General features: G+C 71.8%; 19 protein-coding genes. 14 read left to right on the plus strand and 5 right to left on the minus strand.

Translation table 11 applies throughout. The annotated features are described in order from the left end of the window. Positions 1-100: 100 nt before the first annotated feature. The 8 genes from AC069R_RS14975 (at position 101) to pabB (ending at position 9912) form a co-directional block, all read left to right on the plus strand. Positions 101-718, plus strand: coding sequence for a TetR/AcrR family transcriptional regulator (locus AC069R_RS14975; protein ID WP_478767223.1), 618 nt, complete (start codon positions 101-103; stop codon positions 716-718). Positions 719-830: 112 nt separating this feature from the next. Beyond that, positions 831-2060 carry a cytochrome P450 gene (locus AC069R_RS14980; protein WP_478767224.1) on the plus strand — a complete coding sequence of 410 codons (1230 nt, stop codon included), beginning with the start codon at positions 831-833 and terminating at the stop codon, positions 2058-2060. A gap of 63 nt (positions 2061-2123) precedes the next feature. After that, positions 2124-2318: a ferredoxin gene (locus AC069R_RS14985; protein ID WP_478767225.1), complete on the plus strand. Its 195-nt coding sequence runs from the start codon at positions 2124-2126 to the stop codon at positions 2316-2318. After that, on the plus strand, positions 2315-3538 hold the full coding sequence (locus tag AC069R_RS14990; RefSeq protein ID WP_478767226.1) for an NAD(P)/FAD-dependent oxidoreductase: 1224 nt from the start codon (positions 2315-2317) through the stop codon (positions 3536-3538). Before AC069R_RS14985 ends, AC069R_RS14990 begins: the two co-directional genes overlap by 4 nt. Positions 3539-3701: 163 nt before the next feature. Next, the gene (dnaK, locus tag AC069R_RS14995) at positions 3702-5582 is read left to right on the plus strand and encodes a molecular chaperone DnaK (RefSeq protein ID WP_478767227.1); all 1881 of its coding nucleotides are present in this window, start codon (positions 3702-3704) and stop codon (positions 5580-5582) included. Positions 5583-5584: 2 nt separating this feature from the next. Next, positions 5585-6049: a nucleotide exchange factor GrpE gene (grpE, locus tag AC069R_RS15000; protein ID WP_478767228.1), complete on the plus strand. Its 465-nt coding sequence runs from the start codon at positions 5585-5587 to the stop codon at positions 6047-6049. A gap of 215 nt (positions 6050-6264) precedes the next feature. Next, positions 6265-7545, plus strand: coding sequence for an MFS transporter (locus AC069R_RS15005; RefSeq protein ID WP_478767229.1), 1281 nt, complete (start codon positions 6265-6267; stop codon positions 7543-7545). Positions 7546-7809: 264 nt separating this feature from the next. Continuing rightward, the gene (pabB, locus tag AC069R_RS15010) at positions 7810-9912 is read left to right on the plus strand and encodes an aminodeoxychorismate synthase component I (protein ID WP_478767230.1); all 2103 of its coding nucleotides are present in this window, start codon (positions 7810-7812) and stop codon (positions 9910-9912) included. A 159-nt stretch (positions 9913-10071) separates the two neighbouring features. Here pabB and pdxR read toward each other — a convergent pair whose 3' ends face one another. Next, positions 10072-11487: a MocR-like pyridoxine biosynthesis transcription factor PdxR gene (pdxR, locus tag AC069R_RS15015; RefSeq protein WP_478767231.1), complete on the minus strand. Its 1416-nt coding sequence runs from the start codon at positions 11485-11487 to the stop codon at positions 10072-10074. 46 nt (positions 11488-11533) lie between these two features. On the opposite strand from pdxR, the gene AC069R_RS15020 reads away from it, so the two are divergent. Then, entirely contained in the window at positions 11534-12751 is a 1218-nt protein-coding gene (locus tag AC069R_RS15020; protein WP_478767232.1) for an MFS transporter, read from the plus strand. Positions 12752-12837: 86 nt separating this feature from the next. Here the strand turns inward: AC069R_RS15020 and AC069R_RS15025 are convergent, their stop codons facing one another. Beyond that, entirely contained in the window at positions 12838-13143 is a 306-nt protein-coding gene (locus AC069R_RS15025) for a helix-turn-helix domain-containing protein (RefSeq protein WP_478767233.1), read from the minus strand. 536 nt (positions 13144-13679) lie between these two features. Here AC069R_RS15025 and AC069R_RS15030 point away from each other — a divergent pair. Together AC069R_RS15030 and AC069R_RS15035 are read left to right on the plus strand one after the other, a co-directional pair. After that, positions 13680-13892: a DUF397 domain-containing protein gene (locus AC069R_RS15030; RefSeq protein ID WP_478767234.1), complete on the plus strand. Its 213-nt coding sequence runs from the start codon at positions 13680-13682 to the stop codon at positions 13890-13892. A gap of 247 nt (positions 13893-14139) precedes the next feature. Then, positions 14140-14976, plus strand: coding sequence for an SAM-dependent methyltransferase (locus AC069R_RS15035; RefSeq protein ID WP_478767235.1), 837 nt, complete (start codon positions 14140-14142; stop codon positions 14974-14976). Positions 14977-14994: 18 nt separating this feature from the next. Here AC069R_RS15035 and AC069R_RS15040 read toward each other — a convergent pair whose 3' ends face one another. Next, entirely contained in the window at positions 14995-15951 is a 957-nt protein-coding gene (locus AC069R_RS15040; RefSeq protein ID WP_478767236.1) for a helix-turn-helix domain-containing protein, read from the minus strand. Between the two features lie 654 nt (positions 15952-16605). On the opposite strand from AC069R_RS15040, the gene AC069R_RS15045 reads away from it, so the two are divergent. Beyond that, positions 16606-17070, plus strand: coding sequence for a GNAT family N-acetyltransferase (locus AC069R_RS15045; RefSeq protein WP_478767237.1), 465 nt, complete (start codon positions 16606-16608; stop codon positions 17068-17070). On the opposite strand, the gene AC069R_RS15050 is transcribed toward AC069R_RS15045, so the two are convergent. After that, positions 17055-18008 carry a hypothetical protein gene (locus AC069R_RS15050; RefSeq protein WP_478767238.1) on the minus strand — a complete coding sequence of 318 codons (954 nt, stop codon included), beginning with the start codon at positions 18006-18008 and terminating at the stop codon, positions 17055-17057. The genes AC069R_RS15045 and AC069R_RS15050 overlap by 16 nt on opposite strands. 147 nt (positions 18009-18155) lie before the next feature. Here AC069R_RS15050 and AC069R_RS15055 point away from each other — a divergent pair, with 147 nt between their 5' ends. Next, positions 18156-20054 (plus strand): trypsin-like serine protease, encoded by a 1899-nt coding sequence (locus tag AC069R_RS15055; RefSeq protein ID WP_478767239.1) that lies wholly within the window; start codon positions 18156-18158, stop codon positions 20052-20054. A 200-nt stretch (positions 20055-20254) separates the two neighbouring features. Then, the gene (locus tag AC069R_RS15060; protein WP_478767240.1) at positions 20255-21298 is read left to right on the plus strand and encodes a DUF2599 domain-containing protein; all 1044 of its coding nucleotides are present in this window, start codon (positions 20255-20257) and stop codon (positions 21296-21298) included. 115 nt (positions 21299-21413) lie between these two features. Here AC069R_RS15060 and AC069R_RS15065 read toward each other — a convergent pair whose 3' ends face one another. Next, positions 21414-22220, minus strand: a complete 807-nt coding sequence (locus tag AC069R_RS15065; RefSeq protein WP_478767241.1) for a hypothetical protein — start codon at positions 22218-22220, stop codon at positions 21414-21416. Positions 22221-22716 lie beyond the last annotated feature (496 nt).

Below are 22716 nucleotides of genomic sequence, written 5' to 3' on the forward strand. Positions count from 1 at the left end.
GGCGTTCCGGTCCGACGGGACGCCGGCACGCGCGGCGACGGATATCCGGCCACCTCCGATAATGCTTCACCCCGGCAGCCGGAAGACGGAGGGAGCACAGGTGGCCGACACGTTCAAGCGCCGCGCCCCGAGCCAGTGGGGCGAGGGCGGCGCCCTGAAGGAGGAGATCCTCGCGGCCGCGGCCCGGCTGCTGGCCGAGTCGGGCCGCGAGGAGTCGCTGTCGCTGCGCGCGGTCGCCCGCGAGGCCGGCATCTCCGCGCCCAGCGTCTACCTGCACTTCAAGGACCGCTCCGACCTGGTCGCGACGGTGACCCGCCGGGCCTGCGAGCAACTGGTCGCCGAACTGGGGGAGGCGCGCGACACCCGCACCCCGCACACCCCCGGCTCCGCCCTGCGGGCCATGGCCCACCGCTATTGCGCCTTTGCGCTGGAGAACCCCCGCCGCTACCGGCTGATGTTCGGCGTCGAGCGCATCGTCGGCCCCCGCGAGGACTCGCCCCGCCACCCGGTCTGGCTGGTCCTCGGCGCCTGGGAGGAGGCGCTGGCCGCGCTGCCCGCCGCACGCTCTGCCCAGGTGGACGGCGCACGGGACGCCCTGCTGCTGTGGTCGGCGCTGCACGGCATCGTCACCATCGCGATGGCGCTGCCCTTCGAGGTCGACCGGCACGGCCTGGCGCGGCGCGCGGACGATCTGCTCGATCGCATCGTGGCCGGATAGCGACGGCGAACCCCCCGGCACCGTTGACGCGCCCGCCGCGATCCCTAAAGTTGCCTGAAGCACCTAACGCCGTTAGGGGTGTTGGATGCGCCCTCTTGCCGAGGAGGCAGCGATGACCGAGACAGTCGTGGACACGCCGACCGGGCTCCCCGAGCACCCCATGCCCCGCGCCGCCGGATGCCCCTTCGATCCGCCGCCCACCCTGAAGGAGCTCCAGAGCGAGCGGCCCGTCTCGCGGGTGCGCATCTGGGACGGCAGCAGCCCCTGGATGATCACCCGGCACGAGGATGTGCGCGCCCTGCTCGGCGATCCGCGCATCAGCGCCGACCCCCGGCGCCCCGGCTACCCCCACCGCAGCGCCGCCACGCGGGAGCGGGACCGGACCCGCAGCACCCTCCTCACCCTGGACGACCCCGAACACGCCCGGCTGCGCCGCATGGTGACGGCCCCCTTCACGATCAGGAAGGTCGAGGCCCTGCGGCCGGCCGTGCAGCGGATCGTGGACGACCTGATCGAGGAGATGCTCGCCGGGCCCAACCCCACCGACCTGGTGGAGGCGTTCGCGCTGCCCCTGCCCAGCCTGGTGATCTGCGCGCTGCTCGGCGTGCCGTACGAGCAGCACGACTTCTTCCAGCGCCACAGCCGCGTCCTGGTGCGCCGCACCTCCACCCGCGAGGAACTGCTCGCGGCGTCCGAGGCGCTCACCGGCTACCTGGACGACCTGCTGACCGCCAAGCTCGCGAACCCCGAGGACGACGTGCTCTCCGCGCTCGCCGTCCAGCGCGTGGCCACCGGCGAGTTGACGCAGCGTCAGGCAGCCGAGCTGGGCGTCCTGCTGCTCGTGGCCGGGCATGAGACCACCGCCAACATGATCGCGCTCGGCACCCTGGCCCTGCTGCGCGACCCGGACCAACTCGCCCTGCTCCGCGACGCCGACGACCCCAAGACGGTCGCCTCGGCCGTCGAGGAACTGCTGCGCTACCTGACCATCGTCCACTCCGGGCGGCGGCGCGTGGCGCTGGAGGACATCGAGATCGGCGGCGAACTGATCCGCGCGGGCGACGGCGTCATCCTCGCCAACGACATCGCCAACCGGGACCCCGCGGCCTTCGCCGACCCCGACCGGCTCGACCTCACCCGCGACGCCCGGCGCCATGTCGCCTTCGGCTACGGCATCCACCAGTGCCTCGGCCAGCCGCTCGCTCGTGTCGAACTCCAGGTCGTCTACAGCACGCTTTACTCCCGCGTCCCTACTCTGGCGTTGGCCACCGACGTCGATCAACTGGAGTTCAAGCACGACGGCTTCGTCTACGGCGTCTATGAACTGCCGGTCACCTGGTAGCACTTCACGGCACACAGCCCGCATAGCTCACAGCACCACCGCGAACGAGGAAACGAGGAACCCATGCGCGTGGAAGTCGACCAGCCCAAATGCGTCGCCTCCGGACAGTGCGTCCTGGTCGCACCTAAGGTCTTCGACCAGGACGACGAGGGCGTCGTACAGCTGCTGGACGCCACCCCCGGCCCCGAACTCGCCGATGACGTGCGGGAGTCGGCCGCGATCTGCCCCGCCGCCGCGATCCGGCTGGTGGAGGCGTGACAAGCGCCCCGCCGCGCCGCATCGTGGTGGTGGGTGCCTCGGCGGCCGGTCTGACCGCCGCCGAGGCCCTGCGCCGCGCGGGCTACGACGGCTCGCTCACCCTCGTCGGCGGCGAACCGCACCCGCCCTACGACCGCCCGCCGCTGTCCAAGCAGATCCTCACCGGCGTCTGGGAGCCCGAGCGGGTGCACCTGCGCCGCCCGGCCGACCTCGACGCCCTCGCCCTCGACCTGCGCCTCGGCGTGCCCGCCGCCGCCCTCGCCCCGGCGACCCGCACCGTGACCCTCGCCGACGGCACGAGCCTGCCGTACGACGGACTGATCATCGCCACCGGGGTCCGGCCGCGCCGGCTGCCCGAGTGCGGCACACCCGGCGTCCACGTCCTGCGGGAACTCGGGGACGCCCTCGCCCTGCGCGAGCGGCTGACGGCCGGGGGCCGGCTGGTCGTGGTCGGCGCCGGGTTCCTCGGGGCCGAGGTCGCCGCCGCGGCCCGTACCCTCGGCGCCACCGTCACCCTCGTGGAACCCGCCCCCGTGCCCCTCGCGCACGCCGTCGGACAGCGGGTCGGCGCCCATCTGGCGCAGGTCCACCGCGACCACGGCGTGGACCTGCGGACCGGGACCAAGGTCGCCGGGATCACCACCGGGGCGGGCCGGGCCACCGGCGTGCTGCTCAGCGACGGCACCACGATCCCGGCCGACGACGTGCTGATCGCCATCGGCTCCGTACCCAACACCGACTGGCTCGACGGCAGCGGGCTGCGGCTGGCCGACGGGGTGGTCTGCGACCAGTACAGCGCCGCCGCGCCCGGCATCTACGCCGCGGGCGACGTCGCCCGCTGGCACAACCCCCTCTTCGGTGCCGACATGCGCGTGGAGCACCGTACGAACGCGGCCGAGCAGGGCATGGCCGCCGCCCGCAATCTCCTCGCCCCCGAGCAGGCCGAGCCGTTCGCCCCGGTGCCCTCCTTCTGGTCCGACCAGTACGACCTCAGGATCCAGGCGTTCGGACACCTGCGCGAGCACGACGAGGCCCGCGTGGTGGACGGCGACCCGGCGGACGGCCGCTTCCTCGTCGCCTACCGCAGGGGAACGGCGCTCACCGGAGCGCTCGCCGTGGGCATGCCGCCCCGCGTCCTGCGCCCCTGGCGCGCGGCGCTCGCCACCGGAACCGAGTGGACGCGCGCGCTGGACGGCCCACCCGAAGCGGACCAGACTTGACATGAGGTAGCTCAAGTTTTATTCAGGCTCTAGAGGCACCCCGACGGGACGCTCCGGAGGCACCCCGAGGGACACTCCGGAGGTGCGCTCCGGAGGTGGCCCCGATAGACGAGGAGGACCGCGGGAACCCGGTGGGGGAGCAGCCGGCAAGGGAGGATTCACCATGGCGCGTTCGGTCGGAATCGACCTCGGGACGACGAACTCGGTGGTCTCGGTCCTGGAGGGCGGCGAACCCACCGTCATCACCAACACGGAGGGCGCGCGGACCACCCCGTCGGTCGTGGCGTTCGCCAAGAACGGCGAGGTGCTGGTCGGCGAGGTCGCCAAGCGGCAGGCCGTGACCAACGTGGAGCGCACCGCACGCTCGGTCAAGCGGTACATGGGCGACCACTCCTGGCGCTTCCCCGACCAGGGCGACATCGACGGCAAGCGCTACACCGCCCAGGAGATCTCCGCGCGGGTGCTCCAGAAGCTGAAGCGGGACGCGGAGGCGTACCTCGGCGAGGACGTCACGGACGCGGTGATCACCGTCCCGGCCTACTTCGACGACTCCCAGCGGCAGGCGACGAAGGAGGCCGGGGAGATCGCCGGCCTGAACGTCATGCGGATCATCAACGAGCCGACCGCCGCCGCGCTCGCGTACGGCCTGGACAAGGAGAACGACCAGACGGTCCTCGTCTTCGACCTGGGCGGCGGCACCTTCGACGTGTCCCTGCTGGAGATGGGCGGCGGCGTCATCGAGGTCAAGGCCACCAACGGCGACACCCATCTGGGCGGCGACGACTGGGACCAGCGCGTCGTCGACCACCTGGTGCAGCAGTTCAAGAACAACTACGGCATCGACCTGGGCAAGGACAAGATGGCCGTGCAGCGGCTGCGGGAGGCGGCCGAGAAGGCGAAGATCGAGCTGTCCAGCTCCTCGGAGACCACGATCAACCTCCCCTACATCACCGCCTCCGCGGAGGGCCCGCTCCACCTGGACGAGAAGATGACCCGCGCCCAGTTCGAGCAGCTGACCGCGGACCTGCTGGACCGCTGCAAGGCGCCGTTCCACAACGCGATCAAGGACGCCGGGATCAAGGTGTCCGACATCGACCATGTGGTGCTGGTGGGCGGCTCCACCCGGATGCCCGCCGTGACCGGCCTGGTGAAGGAGCTGACCGGCAAGGAGCCGCACAAGGGCGTCAACCCGGACGAGGTCGTCGCCATCGGCGCCTCGCTCCAGGCCGGTGTCCTCAAGGGCGAGGTCAAGGACGTCCTGCTGCTCGACGTCACCCCGCTGTCCCTCGGCATCGAGACCAAGGGCGGCATCATGACCAAGCTGATCGAGCGCAACACCACGATCCCCACCCGCCGTTCGGAGATCTTCACCACCGCCGAGGACAACCAGCCCTCGGTGTCCATCCAGGTCTTCCAGGGCGAGCGCGAGATCGCGGCGTACAACAAGAAGCTCGGCATGTTCGAGCTGACCGGCCTGCCGCCCGCGCCGCGCGGCGTCCCGCAGATCGAGGTCGCCTTCGACATCGACGCCAACGGGATCATGCATGTGTCCGCCAAGGACCTCGGCACCGGCAGGGAACAGAAGATGACCGTCACCGGTGGCTCCGCGCTGCCGAAGAACGACATCGACCGCATGGTCCGCGAGGCCGAGCAGCACGCCGAGGAGGACCGGCAGCGCCGCGAGGCCGCCGAGACCCGCAACCAGGCCGAACAGCTCGTCTACCAGACCGAGAAGCTGATCAGCGACAACCCCGAACGGATCCCCGACGAGGCGCGGCACGAGACCGAGGCCGCGCTCACCGAGCTGAAGGCGAAGCTCAAGGACGAGAACACGGACACCGCCGCCCTCCGCCAGGCCACCGAGCAAGTGGCCCGGTCCGCCCAGAAGATCGGCTCCGCGCTGTACGAGCAGTCGGGCGCCCAGGGCGAACAGGCCGCGGGCACGGCCGGTTCCGGGGGAGCGGCGTCCGGCGGGTCCGCCCCTCAGGACGACGAGGTGGTGGACGCGGAGATCGTCGACGACGACCGGCCGGAGGCGGGCTGACCATGGACGAGGGCCGGCTCCCCGAGGCAGTGGACCCCGCGCGGCTGCGGTGCCTGGTCCAGGAGCGCACGGCCGACCTCCAGCGGGTGAAGGCGGAGTACGACAACTACCGCAAGCGGGTGCGCAGGGACCGGATGGCCGTACGGGAGATCGCCGCCGCGAACATCCTGCGCACCCTCCTGCCCGTCGTGGACGCCGTCGAGCGCGCCTGCGCCCACGAGCCCCTGACCCCCGGCCTCGCGGACATCGCCGACACCCTGCGCACCCAACTCGGCGCCGTGGGCCTGGAGTCCCTCGGGCAGGAGGGCGAGCCGTTCGACCCCGATCGGCACGAGGCCCTGATCCACCATGTCGCCCCGGACGCGCGCGAGTTGACCTGCACCAGGATCCTGCGCCCCGGCTACCGCACGGGCCCGCACCTGCTGCGCCCGGCCACCGTGGAGGTGACCGGCCCGCCACCGAACTGATCACGGCGCCGAGCACGGCCTCCGGCCCACCGGCCGGGGGCCGTCCCTCGCAGCCGTCCTGCCCGCGCGCCGCCAGGCCGACCGGCGCGCCGGTGGCCCGTGCCCGAGGAGGCACTATCCTCAACTCCGGCCTTAGCGCGGGGCATTGAGGATGAGGGTGCCGCGACCCGAGCCCCTTCGCGCACCCGGTGACCGCGGCCCCGCCCTGGAGAGACATGCTCGCCCCGTACCGCAGATTGTTCTCCGCCGAGGGGAGCGTCGGCTTCACCACCACCGGCTTCCTGGCCCGGCTCGCCCTGTCGATGTCCGGCGTCGGCACCGTGGTGATGGTCGCCTCGATGCGCCACTCCTACGCCCTGGCCGGCGCCGTGGGCGGCTCCTCGCTCGCCGCCACCCTGATCACCATCCCGCTCCTCGGCCGGCTGGTGGACCGCTACGGCCAGTCCCGTACGGCCATCCCCGCGGCCATCTGGTCGGCGGCCATGTCGGCGGCCCTGGTCCTCTGCCTCGCCGCCCACGCGCCGACCTGGACCCTGTTCGTCACCAACGTCCTGTCCGCCACCGCGCCGAACGTCGGCGGCATGGCCCGCGCCCGCTGGGCCGAGATCTACGGCGCCGACGACGAACGCATGCATGTGGCCAACTCCTTCGAACAGGTCCTGGACGAGATGTGCTTCGTCCTCGGCCCCCTCGTCGTGGTGGGCCTGGCCACCGGCGTCGCCCCCGAGGCGGGCCGGGTGGCACCGCTGGTCCTGACCCTGACCGGCACGGTCCTCTTCTCCCTCCAGCGCGGCACCGAACCCCCGGTCCAGCCCGCCGGCCCCGCGGCCTCCCGTACCCCGCTCACCAACCGGGGCCTCCAGGTGATGATGCTCGTCTTCCTCTTCACCGGCGCCCTGTTCGGCTCCCTCGAAGTGGTCACGATCGCCTTCACCGACTCCCTGCACCACAGATCCTCGGCCGGTCCGCTCCTGGCCCTCCAGGCGGTCGGCTCCGCGCTCGCGGGCCTGGTCTTCGGGACGCTCACCCCGCGCGGCTCCAGCACCGGGCGCTTCCTGACGGGCGTCGGCGGCATGGCCGTATTGATGCTCCCGCTGACCCTCGCCGACGGCCTGTGGTCGCTCGTCCCGCTGATGTTCATCGCCGGCATGGCCACCTCGCCGACCATGATCACCGGCATGGGCCTGGTCCAGGAACTGATTCCGCGTGCCCAGCTCAACGAGGGCATGACCCTGGCCGTGACCAGTCTCCTCGGCGGCTCCTCCCTCGGCAGCGTGCTCGCCGGCTGGTCGGTGGAGCGCTTCGACGCCGAGAACGGCTATCTGCTCCCGGTCGGCGCCGCCACCCTGGCCCTGCTGGCCGCGGCCGCCGGCCTCGGCCGCCTCCGCACCGGCGTGTCCGCGCCCGACGCCCCGGCCCTGCCCGAGGCCATGGCCCTGCCCGATGCCCCGGCCCGGCCCGAGGCCACGGCGGAACTCGGGCGGCAGTCCTCGTAACGCTCGTCGGCGTCCCCCGAGCCGGCCTCCGGGGCGGACCAGCCCGCCCACGGCAGAGGTACGACCGCGCCGATTCTCCCGAGTGATCGCCCTCACTGCCGGAAAATCTTCCGCCAAGTGCCCTATGAATGCGTAACCTTGCTGCGCCGAATCGCCCCTGAAGGACGGAGACCCCTCATGCCCGGTGCGCCGTTGCCGACGAGCGATCGCCGCGGACCGCTGCCCGACGGCGCTCCCTGGACCGGCCACGACGCCCCACGGACGATGTCCGCTCGCGGACCGGTACGGCCGACGCGCACGCTCCTCATCGACAACTACGACTCCTTCACCTACAACCTCCATCAGCTGCTGACCGAGGTGAACGGACGCGAACCGGTGGTCGTCCGCAACGACGCCGACTGGTCCGCACTCGACCCGCGGGACTTCGACAACGTCGTGATCTCCCCCGGCCCCGGCCGCCCGGAACGGCCCCAGGACTTCGGCATCGGCAGCCGGGCGATCCTGGAGTGGGACCTGCCGCTCCTCGGGGTGTGCCTGGGCCACCAGGGCATCTGCCAACTGCTGGGCGCCGAGGTAGGGCACGCGCCCGAGCCCCGGCACGGCCGCCTCTCCCTCGTCACCCACACCGGCCGCGACCTCTTCGCCGGACTGCCCTCGCCGTTCGCCGTGGTGCGCTACCACTCGCTCGCCGTCACCGGGCTGCCCGCGGAACTGGAGGCGCTCGCCTGGTCCGAGGATGGCGTCCTGATGGGCGTCCGGCATCGCACCAGACCGCTGTGGGGAGTCCAGTTCCACCCGGAGTCCATCAGCACGGAGTACGGCCACGAACTGCTCGCCAACTTCCGCGACCTCACGCACGCCTGGCACCGCCGCGCGCCCGCCCCGGCGCCGGACGACGAGCCGCCGTACCGGCTGCATGTCCGCCGTCTGCCCTGGGCGCCGGACCCGGAGGCCGCCTACGACGAACTCTTCGCCGCCGCCCGGCACAGCTTCTGGCTGGACAGCGGCAGCGCACCGCGGCAGGGGCGCTTCTCCCTCATGGGCGACGCCGCCGGCCCGCTCGGACAGTACGTCACCTACCGGGCGGCGGAACAGGTCGTCCGGGTGGAGCCGGGTGGGCGGCGGGTCCGGGGCACCTTCCTGGAATACCTCGACGCCGAGCTGGCCGCGCGCCGCGTCGAGGGCGGCACCGACCTGCCCTTCGGGTTCCGTCTCGGCTACGTCGGCTACCTCGGCTACGAACTCAAGTCCGATCTCGGGGCGTTGACCACGCACACCGCCGAAACCCCCGACGCGGCCCTGGCCTTCGCCGACCGCGCCCTGGTGATCGACCACGCCGAGCACACCTGCTACCTGCTCCGGCTCAGCCGCCACCCGGACGACCCGGAGGTCGCCGCCTGGCTGGAGTCGGCCGGCGCACGCCTGTGCGCACTGCCCCGAACTCCCGTGAGCCCGCCGGAAGTCGAGGTGCGGGAAGTCGAGGTGCCGGATACACCTCCCGTACCGGTCGAGCTGCGGCACAGCAGGGACGCGTACCTGCGCATGGTGGGTGAGTGCCTGGAGGAGCTGCGCCAGGGGGAGTCGTACGAGATCTGCCTGTCCAACATGGCGGTCGCCGGGACCGATGTCGATCCGCTGACCACCTACTCCGCCCTCAGACGCGTCAGCCCGGTCCCCTACGGGGCACTGCTCGACTTTCCCGGCGTGGCCGTGCTCAGCGCGTCCCCGGAACAGTTCCTGGCCGTCGGCCCCGGCGGAGCCGTCACCTCGAAGCCGATCAAGGGCACCCGGCCGCGCGGCGCCACCGGCGCCGAGGACGCGCGGCTGCGGGACTCCCTGCTGGGCAGCGAGAAGGACCGGGCCGAGAACCTGATGATCGTGGACCTCGTCCGCAACGACCTGGGCGTCGTCTGCCGGCCCGGCTCGGTCCACGTACCGGTGCTGTGCGGGGTGGAGACCTTCCCCCAGGTCCACCATCTGGTCTCCACCGTCCGCGGCACCCTGCGCGAGGGGCGCTCGGCGGTCGACTGCGTACGGGCGGCCTTTCCCCCCGGCTCCATGACCGGCGCGCCCAAACTGCGCACCATGGAGATCATCGACCGCCTCGAACAGGGCCCGCGCGGCGTCTACTCGGGCGCGATCGGCTGGTTCTCCCTCGGCGGCGGCTGCGAACTCAGCGTCGTCAACCGCACCATCGTGGCCACGCCCGGCTCCGTCGGCTACGGCGTCGGCGGTGCCGTCGTCGCCCTGTCCGACCCGGTGGAGGAGTTCGCCGAGACCATGGTGAAGGCCCGCGCGATGGCGACGGCACTCGCCCTGAGCCGCCCCCAGCCGCGCCGCGCCCTCACCCCGGCGTGCCGGAAGTAGACGGCGAGCAGACTGCCGGTGGCCCGGTGGCCCGGTGGCCCGGTGGCCCGGTGGCCCGGTGGCCCGGTGGCCCGGTGGCCCGGTGGCCCGGTGGCCCGGTGGCCCGGTGGTCCGGTGGCCCGGCGACGCGGACGTGCCGCCGGGCGTCCGCCCCCTCGATCACCCCTGCTCCCGCAGCAGGTCGCCGATCGCGGCGATCCCCGCGGTGACCGCGCGTTCCCCGACGTTGCCGAAGCCGAGCACGAGCCGGGGCGGGGCCGGCGCCCGCGAGGTACGGCAGGTGCTCATCCCGTACAGGCCGACCGAGCGGGCGCGGGCCGCGGCCACCAGGGCCCGTTCGTCCGCCGTCTCCCGCAGCTGGGCCACCGCGTGGAACCCGGCGGCGAGACCCGTCACGGCGACGCCGGGCGCGTGTTCCGCGAGCGCGGCCACCAGCGCGGTGCGGCGGGCCGTGTAGGCGCCGCGCATCCGGCGCAGATGCCGGTCGAAGCGGCCCGACTCGATCAGCCGGGCGAGGGCCAGCTGGTCGAGGACGGGGGAGCCGCGGTCGCTGACGCGCTTGACCGACACCAGGGTGTCCGCGAGCGCCGGCGGGCACAGCAGCCAGCCGATGCGCAGCGCCGGCGCCAGGGACTTGCTGACCGTGCTGATGGAGACGACCCGGTCGGCGGCGAGCCCCTGGAGCGCGCCGACCGGCTCCCGGTCGTAGCGGAACTCGGCGTCGTAGTCGTCCTCGATCACCACCGCGTCGTGCGCGGCCGCCCACCCGATCAGGGCCAGCCGCCGCTCGGGCCCGAGCACCACCCCGGTCGGCCACTGGTGCGCCGGAGTGACGACGACCGCCCGCGCACCGGACGCCGTCAACTCCTCTACGTCGATGCCCTGTTCGTCCACCGGCACGGGCACCGCCGTCAGCCCCGCCGCGGCCGCCGCCGCCCGGACGGAGACGGGCGAGCCGGGATCCTCGTAGGCGACCCGGCGCACCCCGGTGCGGGCGAGCGCGGCCAGGGTCAGCGACAGGCCCTGGGCGTACCCCGAGCAGATCACGGTGTGTTCGGGGTCGGCCGCCGCCGCGCGTATCCGGCGCGCGTACCCGGCGACCACCTCGCGCAGCACCGCGCTGCCCCGTGGATCGCCGTAGTCCAGCTCCGCCACCGGCATCCGGCGCGCCGCCTCCCGCACCGCCCACAGCCAGTCCGGCATCGGGAACGCCCCCAAGTCCGGTACTCCCCACCGGAAATCGGCCAGCAGCGGCGGCTGCCCGGCGGGCCGTCGGGGCACCGGCGGTAGGGCCGGCGGGCAGGCACCGGCGGCCACCCGCGTGCCGGACCCGACCCGCGCCACCAGGTAGCCCTCGGCCAGCAGTTGGGCGTAGGCGTCCTGGACCAGCCCCCTGGACAGGCCGAGCGCGCCCGCGAGTTCCCGCGAGGGCGGCAGCCGTTCGCCCACCCGCAGCCGGCCGGTGCGGATCGCCTCGCGCACCTGGCGTTCCAACTGGGACCGCAGGGGCTCGCCGCTGTCACGGTCGATCGCCAGGAGCAGATCCGAAGTCGCATTGGACCACTCGGAAGACATGGAATTGGAGCTTACCGGTGAGCTGATCGCTTCCTAGGGTGCGTCCATGACCACCACTGATCCGCGGAATCCGGCGCCACCCACGACCGGGCTCGGGGACCGGCCCCCGCTGGTGTCGCGTCCGCTACTGCTGCGCTTCGTGAGCGTGTTCGGCGCGTCGGCGAGCTTCTACCTGCTGCTGTCGGTCGTCCCGCTCTACGCCAAGCACTCGGGGGCCGGCGGCGACGGCGCCGGGGCGAGCACGGGCGCCCTGATGCTGGCCACGGTCGCCGGCGAGATCGTCTCGCCCCGCTTCATCGAACGCTTCGGCCACCGGGCCACCCTGGGCGCGGGTCTGCTGCTGATGGGCGTGCCCTCGCTGGCGCTGACGCTGTTCTCCGGCGTCGCCTGGATCACGGTGGTCTGTCTGCTGCGCGGCGCGGGTTTCGCCCTCACCGTCGTCGCGGGCGGAGCGCTGACCGCGTCCTTCATCCCCTCCGAACGCCGGGGCGAGGGGCTGGCGTTGGTCGGCGTCGTCTCGGGCGTGCCCTCGCTGCTGGGGCTGCCGCTCGGCGTCTGGCTGGTCTCCGAGGTGGGATACGCGCCGGTCGGGGTGGCCGCCGGTGTGTGCGCGCTGGCCCCGATCCTGTCGATACCCGCACTGCCGGAGAAGGAGTACATCGCCGGGCGGCGGATCGGCCTCCTCGACGGCGTCCGCGACCCCGCGATATCCCGGCCCGCCGTCCTGTTCGCGGTCACGGCGCTGGCCGCCGGGATCGTGGTGACCTTCCTGCCGCTCGCCGTGCCCTCGGCGTCCGCGGGACTGGTGGCGGTGGCCCTGTTCGTGCAGCCGGCCGGGGCGGCCGTGGCCCGCCTGGTGGCCGGCCGCCTGGGCGACCGCAAGGGCTCGGCCCGGCTGGTGTTCCCGGCGCTCGCGGTGTCCGCCGCGGGCATGTTCGTCACGGCGGCCACCCATAGCGCCGTCGCGGTCGTCGCCGGCGTCGCCGTGTTCGGCATCGGCTTCGGCATCGCCCAGAACTCCACGATCACCCTGATGTACTCCCGCGTCCCCGCCTCCGGCTACGGCACCGTCAGCGCCCTGTGGAACATCGCCTACGACGCCGGGATGGGCGTCGGCGCCGTCTGCTTCGGCCTCCTCGCCCAACAGGTCGGCTATTCCTGGGGGTTCGTGTGCACCGCCGCCCTCATCGTCCTCGCCCTGCCCATGGCCTGGCGGGACCGGCCGGGCGCACCGGAGCGGGCGGCGGAGGGGCCGGCGGCTTGACGATGGTGCTCGTCCCAGGGGTGGCGCGGCGTCCGGAACGTGCGCCGCGGCTCCGGGCGGCCCCCATGCGTGGCTTCCGGCCGCGGTCAGGCGCGCCCGGAAGGCGGGCGTTCCCCGCTCCTGCGATCCGGTTCCGCCGAGAGCCGCGCCTGTTCGTCCTCCCAGACCTTCAGCAGGATCTGCGCGTCGGCGCCGCAGGCGCGGGCGTACCGGAGGATGAAGCGGCGGGGCGGGAAGCGGGCGCCGACGAGGACACCGGTGAGGTAGTCGACGCCGACGCCGGTCCGGTGCGCCAGGATCTCGTGCCGGATGCCCGCCTGTCGGCGCACTTGTTCGAGAACGACGCCGATATGGGTCGGACCCGTCAGCGGGCGGTCGCGTGTATCGGACATTGCTGGGCTCCACTGGGCTCTGGGGACGTGCTCGTTCTTGCCTGGAGCTCGGCCAGGGGAGTTGTTCGGTCTCCTGCGGAAATGACGCTAGGCGCGCGCAGGCGCCGCATCTCCCTCTTCCCGAACGCAGGGTCGGCGTAGGACCTCGACAATGCCTCTTTCCCGGCGCGCAGTTGGTCCCTCCCTCATGCCTTCCGTTCGATTCGGCCGACGGGTGTGCGCGTGCCGTGGCTCAGTCGATCACCCCTGCTGAAGGGCTTGATCGGGCTGCCGGATGACAGTCGCCCGGCGGCCCGCGTGCGAATTCCCGCCGCCGGCGCGCGGCCTTGTCCGGGACGCGCGCCGGCGGCGCGGTCGACCGGTGTGCCGTTGGCTGCACTTGCATGAGCGAGCAACGGTTGAATTGAGACATTATTGCCTTAAGCGTGCATACATCACCGGCTCCGGGGTGATCCTGACCTCGCCGGGCGAGATGCAAGTGCATCTCGGCGACGGGGAGTTCGTTCACCGCAGGAGGTCGTTCGGTGAGGAAGCCGATGTACAGGACACGGCAGGACGCGGACAGCGCCGGCGTGGTGTGGCGCAAGAGTTCGCACAGTTACCCGGAGGGGGAGTGCGTCGAGGTCGCACAACCGACGGGCGCGCAGGTGCTCTTTGACGACTCGAAGGTCCGCGAGGGCCGTGTAGTGGAGGTTTCCACGGCCGCCGCGGTCGCCTTCGTGACCGCCGTGCGCCACGGTGACATCTGAGGCGACCGTGGTCGCCACCGGGCGTGCCGTCGCATCCGCGAACGGCACGCCCGGCCGGCCGGGGCCCTCGCGGCCTCCGGCACCCGGACCGGCCGACTCGCCCAGGCGTGAAAGCTTTCTGACGCTCCATCAAAGAATTCGGGCAGCTCTGGACATCGCCGGTATCCGGCCAGTATGGATAGGGATAATGCACATGCATTCCGTCCCTCACACGGGCGGATGAGCAGCGGATACCTGGGGGTGTGCCGTGGGAGAACAGCCGGTGCCTACGCAAGGGCAGGACGGTACGGACACGGACTTAGGGCAGGACAAGGCCCACAGTGCGCGTATGTACGACTACTACCTCGGCGGAAAGACGAATTACCTCGTGGACCGGGAGGCCGCCCAGGAGGTGATCCGGGTCTTCCCCGCGATCGAGACCGTCGCCAGGGTCAACCGGGCCTATATGCACCGAGCCGTCCGCTACCTCGCACAACAGGGCATCCGGCAGTTCATCGACGTGGGCACCGGCATCCCCACCGCGCCCAACCTGCACGACGTGGCACAGGGCATCGCCCCCGACTGCCGGGTCGTCTACGTCGACAACGACCCCATCGTGCTCGTCTACGCCGACGAGCTGCTCGACGGCACCCCGGAGGGGCGGACGGCCTACGTCCAGGCCAACGCCACCAGGCCCGAGGAGGTCTGGGCCGCCGTGCGGGAAAGGAACATCCTCGACCTGGAACGCCCGGTCGCCCTCAGCCTGCACGCCCTGCTGCACTTCGTCACCGACGAGCAGCAGCCGTACGACATCGTCCGAAGCCTCCTGGACCCGCTGCCGCCGGGCTCCTACCTGAGCCTGAGCCACTGCACCGGGGAATTCGACCCCGACGCCTGGCAGGCCATCATCGACACCTACACGGCGGCCGGCACCCCCGTCCAGGTGCGCGGCCGGACGGAGGTGGAGCGATTCTTCGAGGATCTCGAACTGGTGGATCCCGGCGTGGTCCTGGCCCACCAGTGGCATCCGCAGCCCGGCAGCGGCCCCGGTGTCCTCAGCGAACGCCAGGTGTCCCTCTACGCGGGAGTCGCCCGCAAGCCGTGACGGACGCGGCGCGCGCACTCAAGGGTTCTGGAACTTGCGGTACATGCGCGCCAGGTCATTGAGCTTGCGCCGCGCCGCGGCCGGGCCCAGCCCCTTGTACCGCAACTCGTCGAAGACGACCTCCCGGTGGTCCACCAGGTCCTCGTCCTGGATGAACAGGCAGCCGTCCAGGTTTTCCGCGTAGGCGACCTTGGGCACCCGGCCCTCGAAATCGAAGATCGTCGTGGTGCCCAGCTCGACCGGCAGGTTGTAGTGGCGCGCCGGATCGACCAGCCGCAGCTGGTAGTTGCGCCGTTCGGACAGGCCGGCCAGATGCTCCATCTGGTCGGCCATGATCTTTGGGGAACCGACGCGGTTGAGCAGCGCGGCCACATGGACCACGAGGATCAGCTTCTTGCCCGGCGCGGCCTCGAACCGCGCCCGGCGCTCGTTGCGCAGCGCCAGCAGCGCATCGTGGGTGCCGCGCTCGCCCCGGCCACGCCTGATCAGAGCCTCGGCGTACGCCGGCGTCTGCGCCAGGCCGTGCAGCAGATCACTGCTGTACGCCTTGATGCGCGTCGCCATGTCCTCGAAGCTGATCACCGCCTGGAGGTACGGCTGCGCCACGGTCGACCATTCCTGCCACCAGGTGGGCTGGTTGGCGATCTCGGCGAGTTCGAGCAGGACGGTCTGCTCCTCCTCGCCCGTGATCTCGTACACCACGAACAGCCCCAGCAGGTCCTTCTCCTTGAAGTGGTGCATGCCGCTCTCGATCCGGCTGAGCTTCGAGGAGGAACAGCCCAGCCGCCGTGCCACCTCGTCCTGCTTCAGTCCGAGATGGTGACGTCGGCTGCGCAGCGCGTGCCCGAGCAGCATCCGGGGCGCGGACGGCACGGCCTCGTCCTTGAGATAGCGCACGGTGCCCCGGCGGCCCGCCCTGTCACCACCGCTCCCGCCCTCGTCCGGCCCCGGAACGCCTGCTATCCGCCTGGTCAACGTCTGCTCCTCGCCTCTACGCATGGGGGACTGCCCGCACCCCGCCCGCGGGGACCCATAGTGCACAACCTCACGCCGCCCGGAGCCCGAATCACCGGAAAACCGGAATCGGCACGGAAGTCCAACCGCGAGCGCCCCGTACCTACACACCATCAGGAGAAGACGAGCACGTCCGGCCGGTCAACGTGGCGACCCATGGCGGGAGTTGGCGCGGACGGCGTTCGGCTGCTTCTCGCGGTGTCGGGCGGTTGTCGGTCGGCTGCTTCTCGCGGTGATGGGCGGTTGTCGGTCGGCTGCTTCTCGCGGTGATGGGCGGTTGTCGGTCGGCTGCTTCTCGCGGTGATGGGCGGTTGTCGGTCGGCCGCTCCCCGCGGCGCCGGGCGGATGGCGGTCGGCCGCTCCCCGCGGCACCGGGCGGATGCACGTCGGCCGCTCCCCGCATTGACGGGCGGATGCACGTCGGCCGCTCCCCGCGTTGACGGGCGGATGCCGGTCGGCCGCTCCTCGCTGCGACGGGCGGGCGCCGGTCGGCCGTTCCCCGCGGCGCCGGTCGGCCGTTCCCCGCGGCGGCGAAGGCCCGCGAACGGCCCGCCGAAGCCGCCCCGCGCCGATATTCGCGGGAGGCCGGCCGAGGTCCGGGGGTAGCCTCCCGCGGTGACCTCACCCGCCCAGCCCCTCGTGGCCGCCGATTTCGTCGTACCAGACCCACCCGCCACCGACCGTTTCCGCCTGGAACCCCTCGGCCCCCGGCACAACGGAGCCGATCACGCCGCCTGGACCTCCAGCATCGCCCACATCCGGGCCGGCGCCGACTTCGCCGACGGCTCCTGGCCCCCTTCGGAGGGGATGTCCCTGGCGGCCGACCTCGACGACCTGCGGCGGCACGCGGAGGACTTCGACCGCCGCGTCGGCTTCACCTACACCGTCCTGTCGGTGCCCGGCGACGACGTCATCGGCTGCGTCTACATATACGGCTCACACCGGGACCCCGGCGTCATCGACGTCCGCTCCTGGGTCCGCGCCGACCACGCCTTCCTCGACGCCGGCCTGCGCCGCGTCGTCAGCGACTGGCTGGCCCGCGCCTGGCCCTTCGAGCGCCTGGCCTACGCCCCTCGCTGAGTCACCGCACCGTCTCGCCCAACTCCCCGCGTAACACGGCGATTTCGGGCCCACCAGAAGACCGCCGTGCCCGCCGCGGCGGCGAGGAAGACGCCGCCCGCGATCCAGGCCACCATGCTGGTGCGGGATACCCCGGTGGGGCGGGCGGCCGCCTGATCGGTGGGGCAGGCACTGCCGGCTGCGGTGGGTGCGGCAAAGGCGCCGGTGCCGGCGGTTGCGGCGGCGACGCGCAAGCGCGCCCACGGCTTGCCCGGACCGCTCTGCCCGGCGTCGTGCCGGTAGACGACGTACAGACCGGGCGCCGTCCCGCACCTGAGGGTGGTGGTGGCGGTCAGGACGGCTCGGGCGCCGCGCAGGACGGGGCGGTCCGCGAACGCGCGGGAGGTGAGACTGATGTCCCCGTCCGCTCCCTCGTCGTCGTTGTCGGTGATGGTGATCCGGCTGCCGGCCCGGAAGGTCCGCACGTCCCACTCCGACTGGGGCCAGGTGTCGCCCGGAGCCCAGCGCTCCTCCAGGTCGGGCGCGGGCAGCCGCTTCACCTTGTCGCGGCAGGCCCGGCGCGCGCCCTCGTCGGCCGGCTGGACGCGCACCCGCGCCCAGCGCAAGGGGTGTTCGTCCGGGCCCACGTCGCCGGCGCCGCGCCGCAGGACCGGGTAGGTGCCGGGCCGGGTGTCGCAGGCGATGGTGACCGTGGCGATCAGGAGCGGGTCCATCATGCGCAGCCTGCCCGTCGCGACGAACGCGGACGAGTGCAGGGTGTCGCCGTACGCGGCCTCGCCGCGCCGGGCCGCCACCGTCAGCGTGTCGCCGGGCCGCACCGACCTGACAGCGTTGTACGTGAGCGAGGGCGTCGACGGCGAGGCCGAAGCCGGCCCGGCCGCCAGCAGGGGCAAGAGGAGAGGGAGCGCCGCCCACGCGCTCTTGCGGAGACCGTCCATCGCCTGTGCCCTGTCTGTCTTTCCACGCGGTGTCAGACGGCGTCACCCGCCGCTCGATATGCTGATCTTCCTAGTGCCGAACATGTGTGCGACCTTGGTGATCGGGTAGCGCGTACCGTTCGGCTTCCTCCAAGACGGAAAGAAACCGTGTTGCGTTCCAGGTACAGATGGGTTCCGGCGCTCACGCTCGGACTGTGCGCGGGCATACCCGGCGCCGTGCCGGCGTTCGCGGCCCCCGGCACGGCTCTCCCGGCGGCGTCGGAGCCGCACCCGCCCGCACTGTCGGCCGCGCACGCACCCGCACCATCGGCGTCATCGGCCGCCGCCCCCTCGGACGCACCGGATCTCGGCGCCGAAGAGAAGTACTGGACGGCGGACCGCATGGCCGACGCGGTCCCGTTCGGCGCTCCGTCGGCCCCGGCCGCTCCCCGGCGCGGCGCCCGCGCGCAGAGCGCCGCCGGCCACGCCTCGCCGCCGCCCGGCACGCCCCAGCCCCAGCACTTCGGCGGCCACCCGATGATCGGCACCTTCTTCTTCGACGGCAAGCCGCTCGGCGGCAACACCTACTGCACGGGCAGCGTGGTGCACACGGCCGCCAAGGACATCGTGCTGACCGCCGGACACTGCGGCATCGGCCTGAGCAAGGCCACGCACCGCGTCTTCGTCCCGCAGTACCGCGGTGGCAAGGCCGCCGCCCAGCAGCCGTTCGGCGTGTTCCCGGTCCTCCAGGTCTACACGGACCCCCGCTACACGGCGAACACCAAGTCGGCGGCCTCCGACCTCGACCTGGCCTTCGCGCAGGTCGACGCCAACAGCCGCGGCAAGGTGGAGGACGTCACGGGCGCCCTCACCTTCACCCCCACCAGCGGCTACCACCACAAGGTCACCGTCATCGGCTATCCCGGCTCCGGCAGTGTCAACCCCGGCCACACGCCGATCCGCTGCCCCGTCAGCACCTCCCAGCTGCCCGGATACCGGCAGCTGCGGATGACCTGCAAGGGCTTCTACGGCGGCGTCTCCGGCGGCCCGTGGATCGAGGGCTACGACAGCGCCACGGGCAAGGGCAACGTCATCGGCAGCACCGGCGGATACAACGGCGGCGGCAACGACGCCAACGACGACTGGGTGACGTACGCCCCGGTCTACGGCAAGGACGCCCAGGACCTGTTCCAACACGCCGCCGCCCACCAGCAGTTGGGCAAGAAGCCGCCCTACACGGGGACGACGGACCCTCGGCTGCCCGGACCGGCGAGCACCTGGAGGAACGCCCGGCTGACGGCCTCCGGCGACTTCCGCGGCACCGGCCACAGCGACTTGCTCGTGGTCTGGACCGACGGCGAGGTCTCGCTCTATCCCGGCAACGGGCACGGCGGCTACGACGCCGAGCGGCAGCTCCTGCCCCCCAACAGCACCTGGAAGAACGCCAAGGCCATCACCGCGGGCGACTTCACCGGCACCGACCGGTTCGACCTGCTGGTCCGCTGGACGGACGGCGAGGTCACGCTGTACGGCGACGTCGGCACCAAGGGGCTGAAATGGGCCGGCACCCGGATGATCAAACCCAACGCCACCTGGAAGAACGCGATCCAGATCAGCGCCGGCCGCTTCGGCGGCTCGCGCTACGTCTCCGACCTGATCGTGCGCTGGGCCGACGGCAGCCTCACCCTCTACACCAACGTCGGCGCCGGCACCTTCGGGCAGCAGCACAAGCTCAAGGCTCCCAACGGCACGTGGAAGAACGCCACTTTGCTCACCAGCGGTGAGTTCTCCGGCAGCCAGAAGTGGGACCTCATGGTCCGCTGGACCGACGGCGAACTCGACAACTACGCCGGCACCGGCACGTCCGGCCTCGGCGCCGAGCGGCGCATCCAGAACCCCAACGAGCGCTGGGCCCGGGTCGCCACCATGACCACCGGCGACTTCACCGAGAACGGCCGCACCGACGACCTCGTCATCCGCCGCTCCGACGGCGAGACCACCATGTACACCGACACCCCGGCCAACACCCTGGGCGCCGAACACGTGCTCGTCGCCTCGACCTCCTGAGCAACGGCACCACAACGGCGTCAACAGCAGCGTTTGTACGACACAGGCCCCGCCAGGCCCGCTCTGGCGGGGCCTGTGTCGTACGACGGCCACCGTGACGTCCGCGACGGGCGAGGCCGGCCGTGGCGATGCCACGGTGCCCCGAACTCTGGCGATTTCTCCCGCAGCCCGCCCCATCCGCGTCCCGGATACTGCTGTCCATGAACGGAACGGCCGTTTCACGGCTCCTCGCCACATCCGCCGCCTGCGCCTTCCTGCTGGTGGGCGTCCATTCCACCCCCGCATCCGCGGAAACCTTCTGCGGCACCCACTCGGTCGATGGCGCCATCTGGACCGAGTACACCCAGACACCCGGCATGCAGCAGTCCCTCGGCTGCCCCACCAGCGACGAACTCGGCCTTCCCGACGGCGCCGGCCGCCGTCAGGTCTTCGAGCACGGCTCGATCTACTGGAGCCCCGGCACCGGGGCGCACGCCGTGTGGGGTCTCATCGGCCAGGAGTGGGCGCAGCACGGCTGGGAGGGCGGCTACATGGGATACCCGCTCACCGACGAGCTGAAGAACCCCGACGGGATCGGCGTCCGCCAGCAGTTCCAGAACGCCACGGTCTACTGGTCGCCCAGCACCGGAGCGCACGCGGTGCACGGCAACATCGGCTGGTGGTGGGGGCAGTACGGGTACGAAGCGGGGTCGTACGGCTATCCCACGAGCGACGAGTACGACGCCGGACACGTCGGCGGCAACGTCGATGACAACAACGGCGTACGGCAGGACTTCCAGTCGGGCAAGTACCTCTTGTGGAGCGGCGGTCAGTCCGACGCCTTCGAGTCATGCCAGACGGCGTGCATCGGCTACGGCGGCACGACCAACACCAAGTGGGTGACCAAGACCGAGGTCTACGTCAACTGGAGCGACAGCCGCCTGACGTCCGTCCACGTCACCCCGACGCCCGCCGCGTTCAAGACCGTCTCGGGGACCGACGACGCCGCCAGTGACCTCGATGAGGACTGGCGGCAGGTGTGGTCCAACACCCGTATGTTCCCCGGCGCCACCCAGACGGAATTGAACTCGACCTTCCAACAACTGATGTGCCACGCGGAGTTCTCCTACCCCAACACCAGCGGCGGCCACTTCGGCGGCCCCACCTGGGACCTGGAAACCTGGCGCCCCGAACTCACCGGCGACAACGACGCGAAGCTCAAGAAGATGCTCGCCTCCAAGTGCAACTGGGACACGGACTCATAGGCAGGCCGGCACGCCGGGCATCGGTCGGGCAAGTTCCCGCACGAGCGGATCGATGGCGCGGACAGGGAGTCGTACATCGCCCCGAGCGAGACGCCGCTGCGTGCGGGTCCGGCGCTCAGATCGCGGAAGAGACCGTGATGAGCACCGGGCCCGAAAGTCCCGTCACCGCCCGGACGGAGTCCGCGAATACCTCCGTCATCCACGCGGCCACGTCCGTGGACCACTCGCGCACGTCGCAGCGGTAGGTGAGCGCCTGGCGCAAGCCCTCGGCCTGCACCACACCGGCGAGGGGGCGGGCGAGCCCCGGAGTCGTCGTCTCGGCGGGCTTGAGCGGCTTGATCTTCACATGCTGGTAGGTGCGTTCGAGCGCCGCCTCACGGATCTCGGTGCCTCGCACGGCGAGATCCGCCGACGGCAGCGCGGAGACGGTGACCGTCAGAGAGGTCGCGCCGGCCGGGTCCGCGAGGGCGAACCAGTCGGCCGCTTCGTCGAGTTCGATGCGGGCGTCTCCGGCCCGGTGCAGCGGCACGAGGGCGTGTGTGCCGGTGAGGCGGATCGTGCCGATGCGGTGGAGCGCGTCCGCGAGGACGGTGATGACGGGCAGGATCGGCAGACGCCGGGCGCGCTGCTTCCTGCCCGTGTGCACAGGCCGGGGAAGCGACGACTGCAACCAGGCCAGCTGCCGGACCCGCCCGTCCTGTGTCCAGTCACCGCCCGCGTCGTTGTGGTCCCAGAGATTGTCCGCGGGCTTGTCCGTCAGGGCGGTGGAACTCCAGCCGTAGGCGGAGGCCCGCTTCACGGCGAGGCTGAAGATGTCTTCGTCGAGGTCGAACTCGGCGTTCACCTGGTCGATCCAGGAATACTGGTCCAGCACCCCGTGCAGCCCCACGATGAGAGTGGCGTCCGGACCGGTATCGCTCATGGTCGTACTCCTGGATCGGGCAGATGGAACGGCGGAACCAGCTAATCAGACACCGCACTTGACCGTTACCGGCTCTCTTCCCCCACCCAGGGAGCGAGCCGCCCCGGCTCACGCCCCGTCGGCCCAGCCGAATCCGGCACGCCGACCGCGTCCGGTGCGACACAGCGCCTGCCAGGTGTCTGTCCTGGTCAGGCGCCCCTCTTCTGGTGTCTAGAAGAAGCCCAGCTTCTTCGGCGAGTACGACACCAGAAGATTCTTCGTCTGCTGGTAGTACACGCCTGACCTCGCTTTTGACCTGTGATAAATGAGCGGGAACATCGAGTGCCAGGCTGAGTCGGTCCGCGCCTGGTCCGGATCTTGATGAGCGGTACGTGGTGCTAGTGAGTGGGCCGCGGTACCACATGGCACAGGCTGTAGAGAGCGTCTTCGGGCGTCCAGGTCAGTCCGTACCGGGCGAGTTGTGGCAGGTCAGGGCGTCGCGGTCCGGGGGCGTCGG

This window comes from Streptomyces sp. NPDC043952 (assembly GCF_056435325.1).

What these genes read in the sequence shown, in the direction of transcription:
- AC069R_RS14980 (WP_478767224.1), top strand. Translation starts at nt 831, where the DNA reads ATGACCGAGACAGTCGTGGACACGCCGACCGGGCTCCCCGAGCACCCC.
- AC069R_RS14985 (WP_478767225.1), top strand. Translation starts at nt 2,124, where the DNA reads ATGCGCGTGGAAGTCGACCAGCCCAAATGCGTCGCCTCCGGACAGTGC.
- dnaK (WP_478767227.1), top strand. Translation starts at nt 3,702, where the DNA reads ATGGCGCGTTCGGTCGGAATCGACCTCGGGACGACGAACTCGGTGGTC.
- grpE (WP_478767228.1), top strand. Translation starts at nt 5,585, where the DNA reads ATGGACGAGGGCCGGCTCCCCGAGGCAGTGGACCCCGCGCGGCTGCGG.
- AC069R_RS15005 (WP_478767229.1), top strand. Translation starts at nt 6,265, where the DNA reads ATGCTCGCCCCGTACCGCAGATTGTTCTCCGCCGAGGGGAGCGTCGGC.
- pabB (WP_478767230.1), top strand. Translation starts at nt 7,810, where the DNA reads ATGTCCGCTCGCGGACCGGTACGGCCGACGCGCACGCTCCTCATCGAC.
- pdxR (WP_478767231.1), bottom strand. Translation starts at nt 11,487, where the DNA reads ATGTCTTCCGAGTGGTCCAATGCGACTTCGGATCTGCTCCTGGCGATC.
- AC069R_RS15020 (WP_478767232.1), top strand. Translation starts at nt 11,534, where the DNA reads ATGACCACCACTGATCCGCGGAATCCGGCGCCACCCACGACCGGGCTC.
- AC069R_RS15025 (WP_478767233.1), bottom strand. Translation starts at nt 13,143, where the DNA reads ATGTCCGATACACGCGACCGCCCGCTGACGGGTCCGACCCATATCGGC.
- AC069R_RS15030 (WP_478767234.1), top strand. Translation starts at nt 13,680, where the DNA reads ATGTACAGGACACGGCAGGACGCGGACAGCGCCGGCGTGGTGTGGCGC.
- AC069R_RS15050 (WP_478767238.1), bottom strand. Translation starts at nt 18,008, where the DNA reads ATGGACGGTCTCCGCAAGAGCGCGTGGGCGGCGCTCCCTCTCCTCTTG.
- AC069R_RS15060 (WP_478767240.1), top strand. Translation starts at nt 20,255, where the DNA reads ATGAACGGAACGGCCGTTTCACGGCTCCTCGCCACATCCGCCGCCTGC.
- AC069R_RS15065 (WP_478767241.1), bottom strand. Translation starts at nt 22,220, where the DNA reads ATGAGCGATACCGGTCCGGACGCCACTCTCATCGTGGGGCTGCACGGG.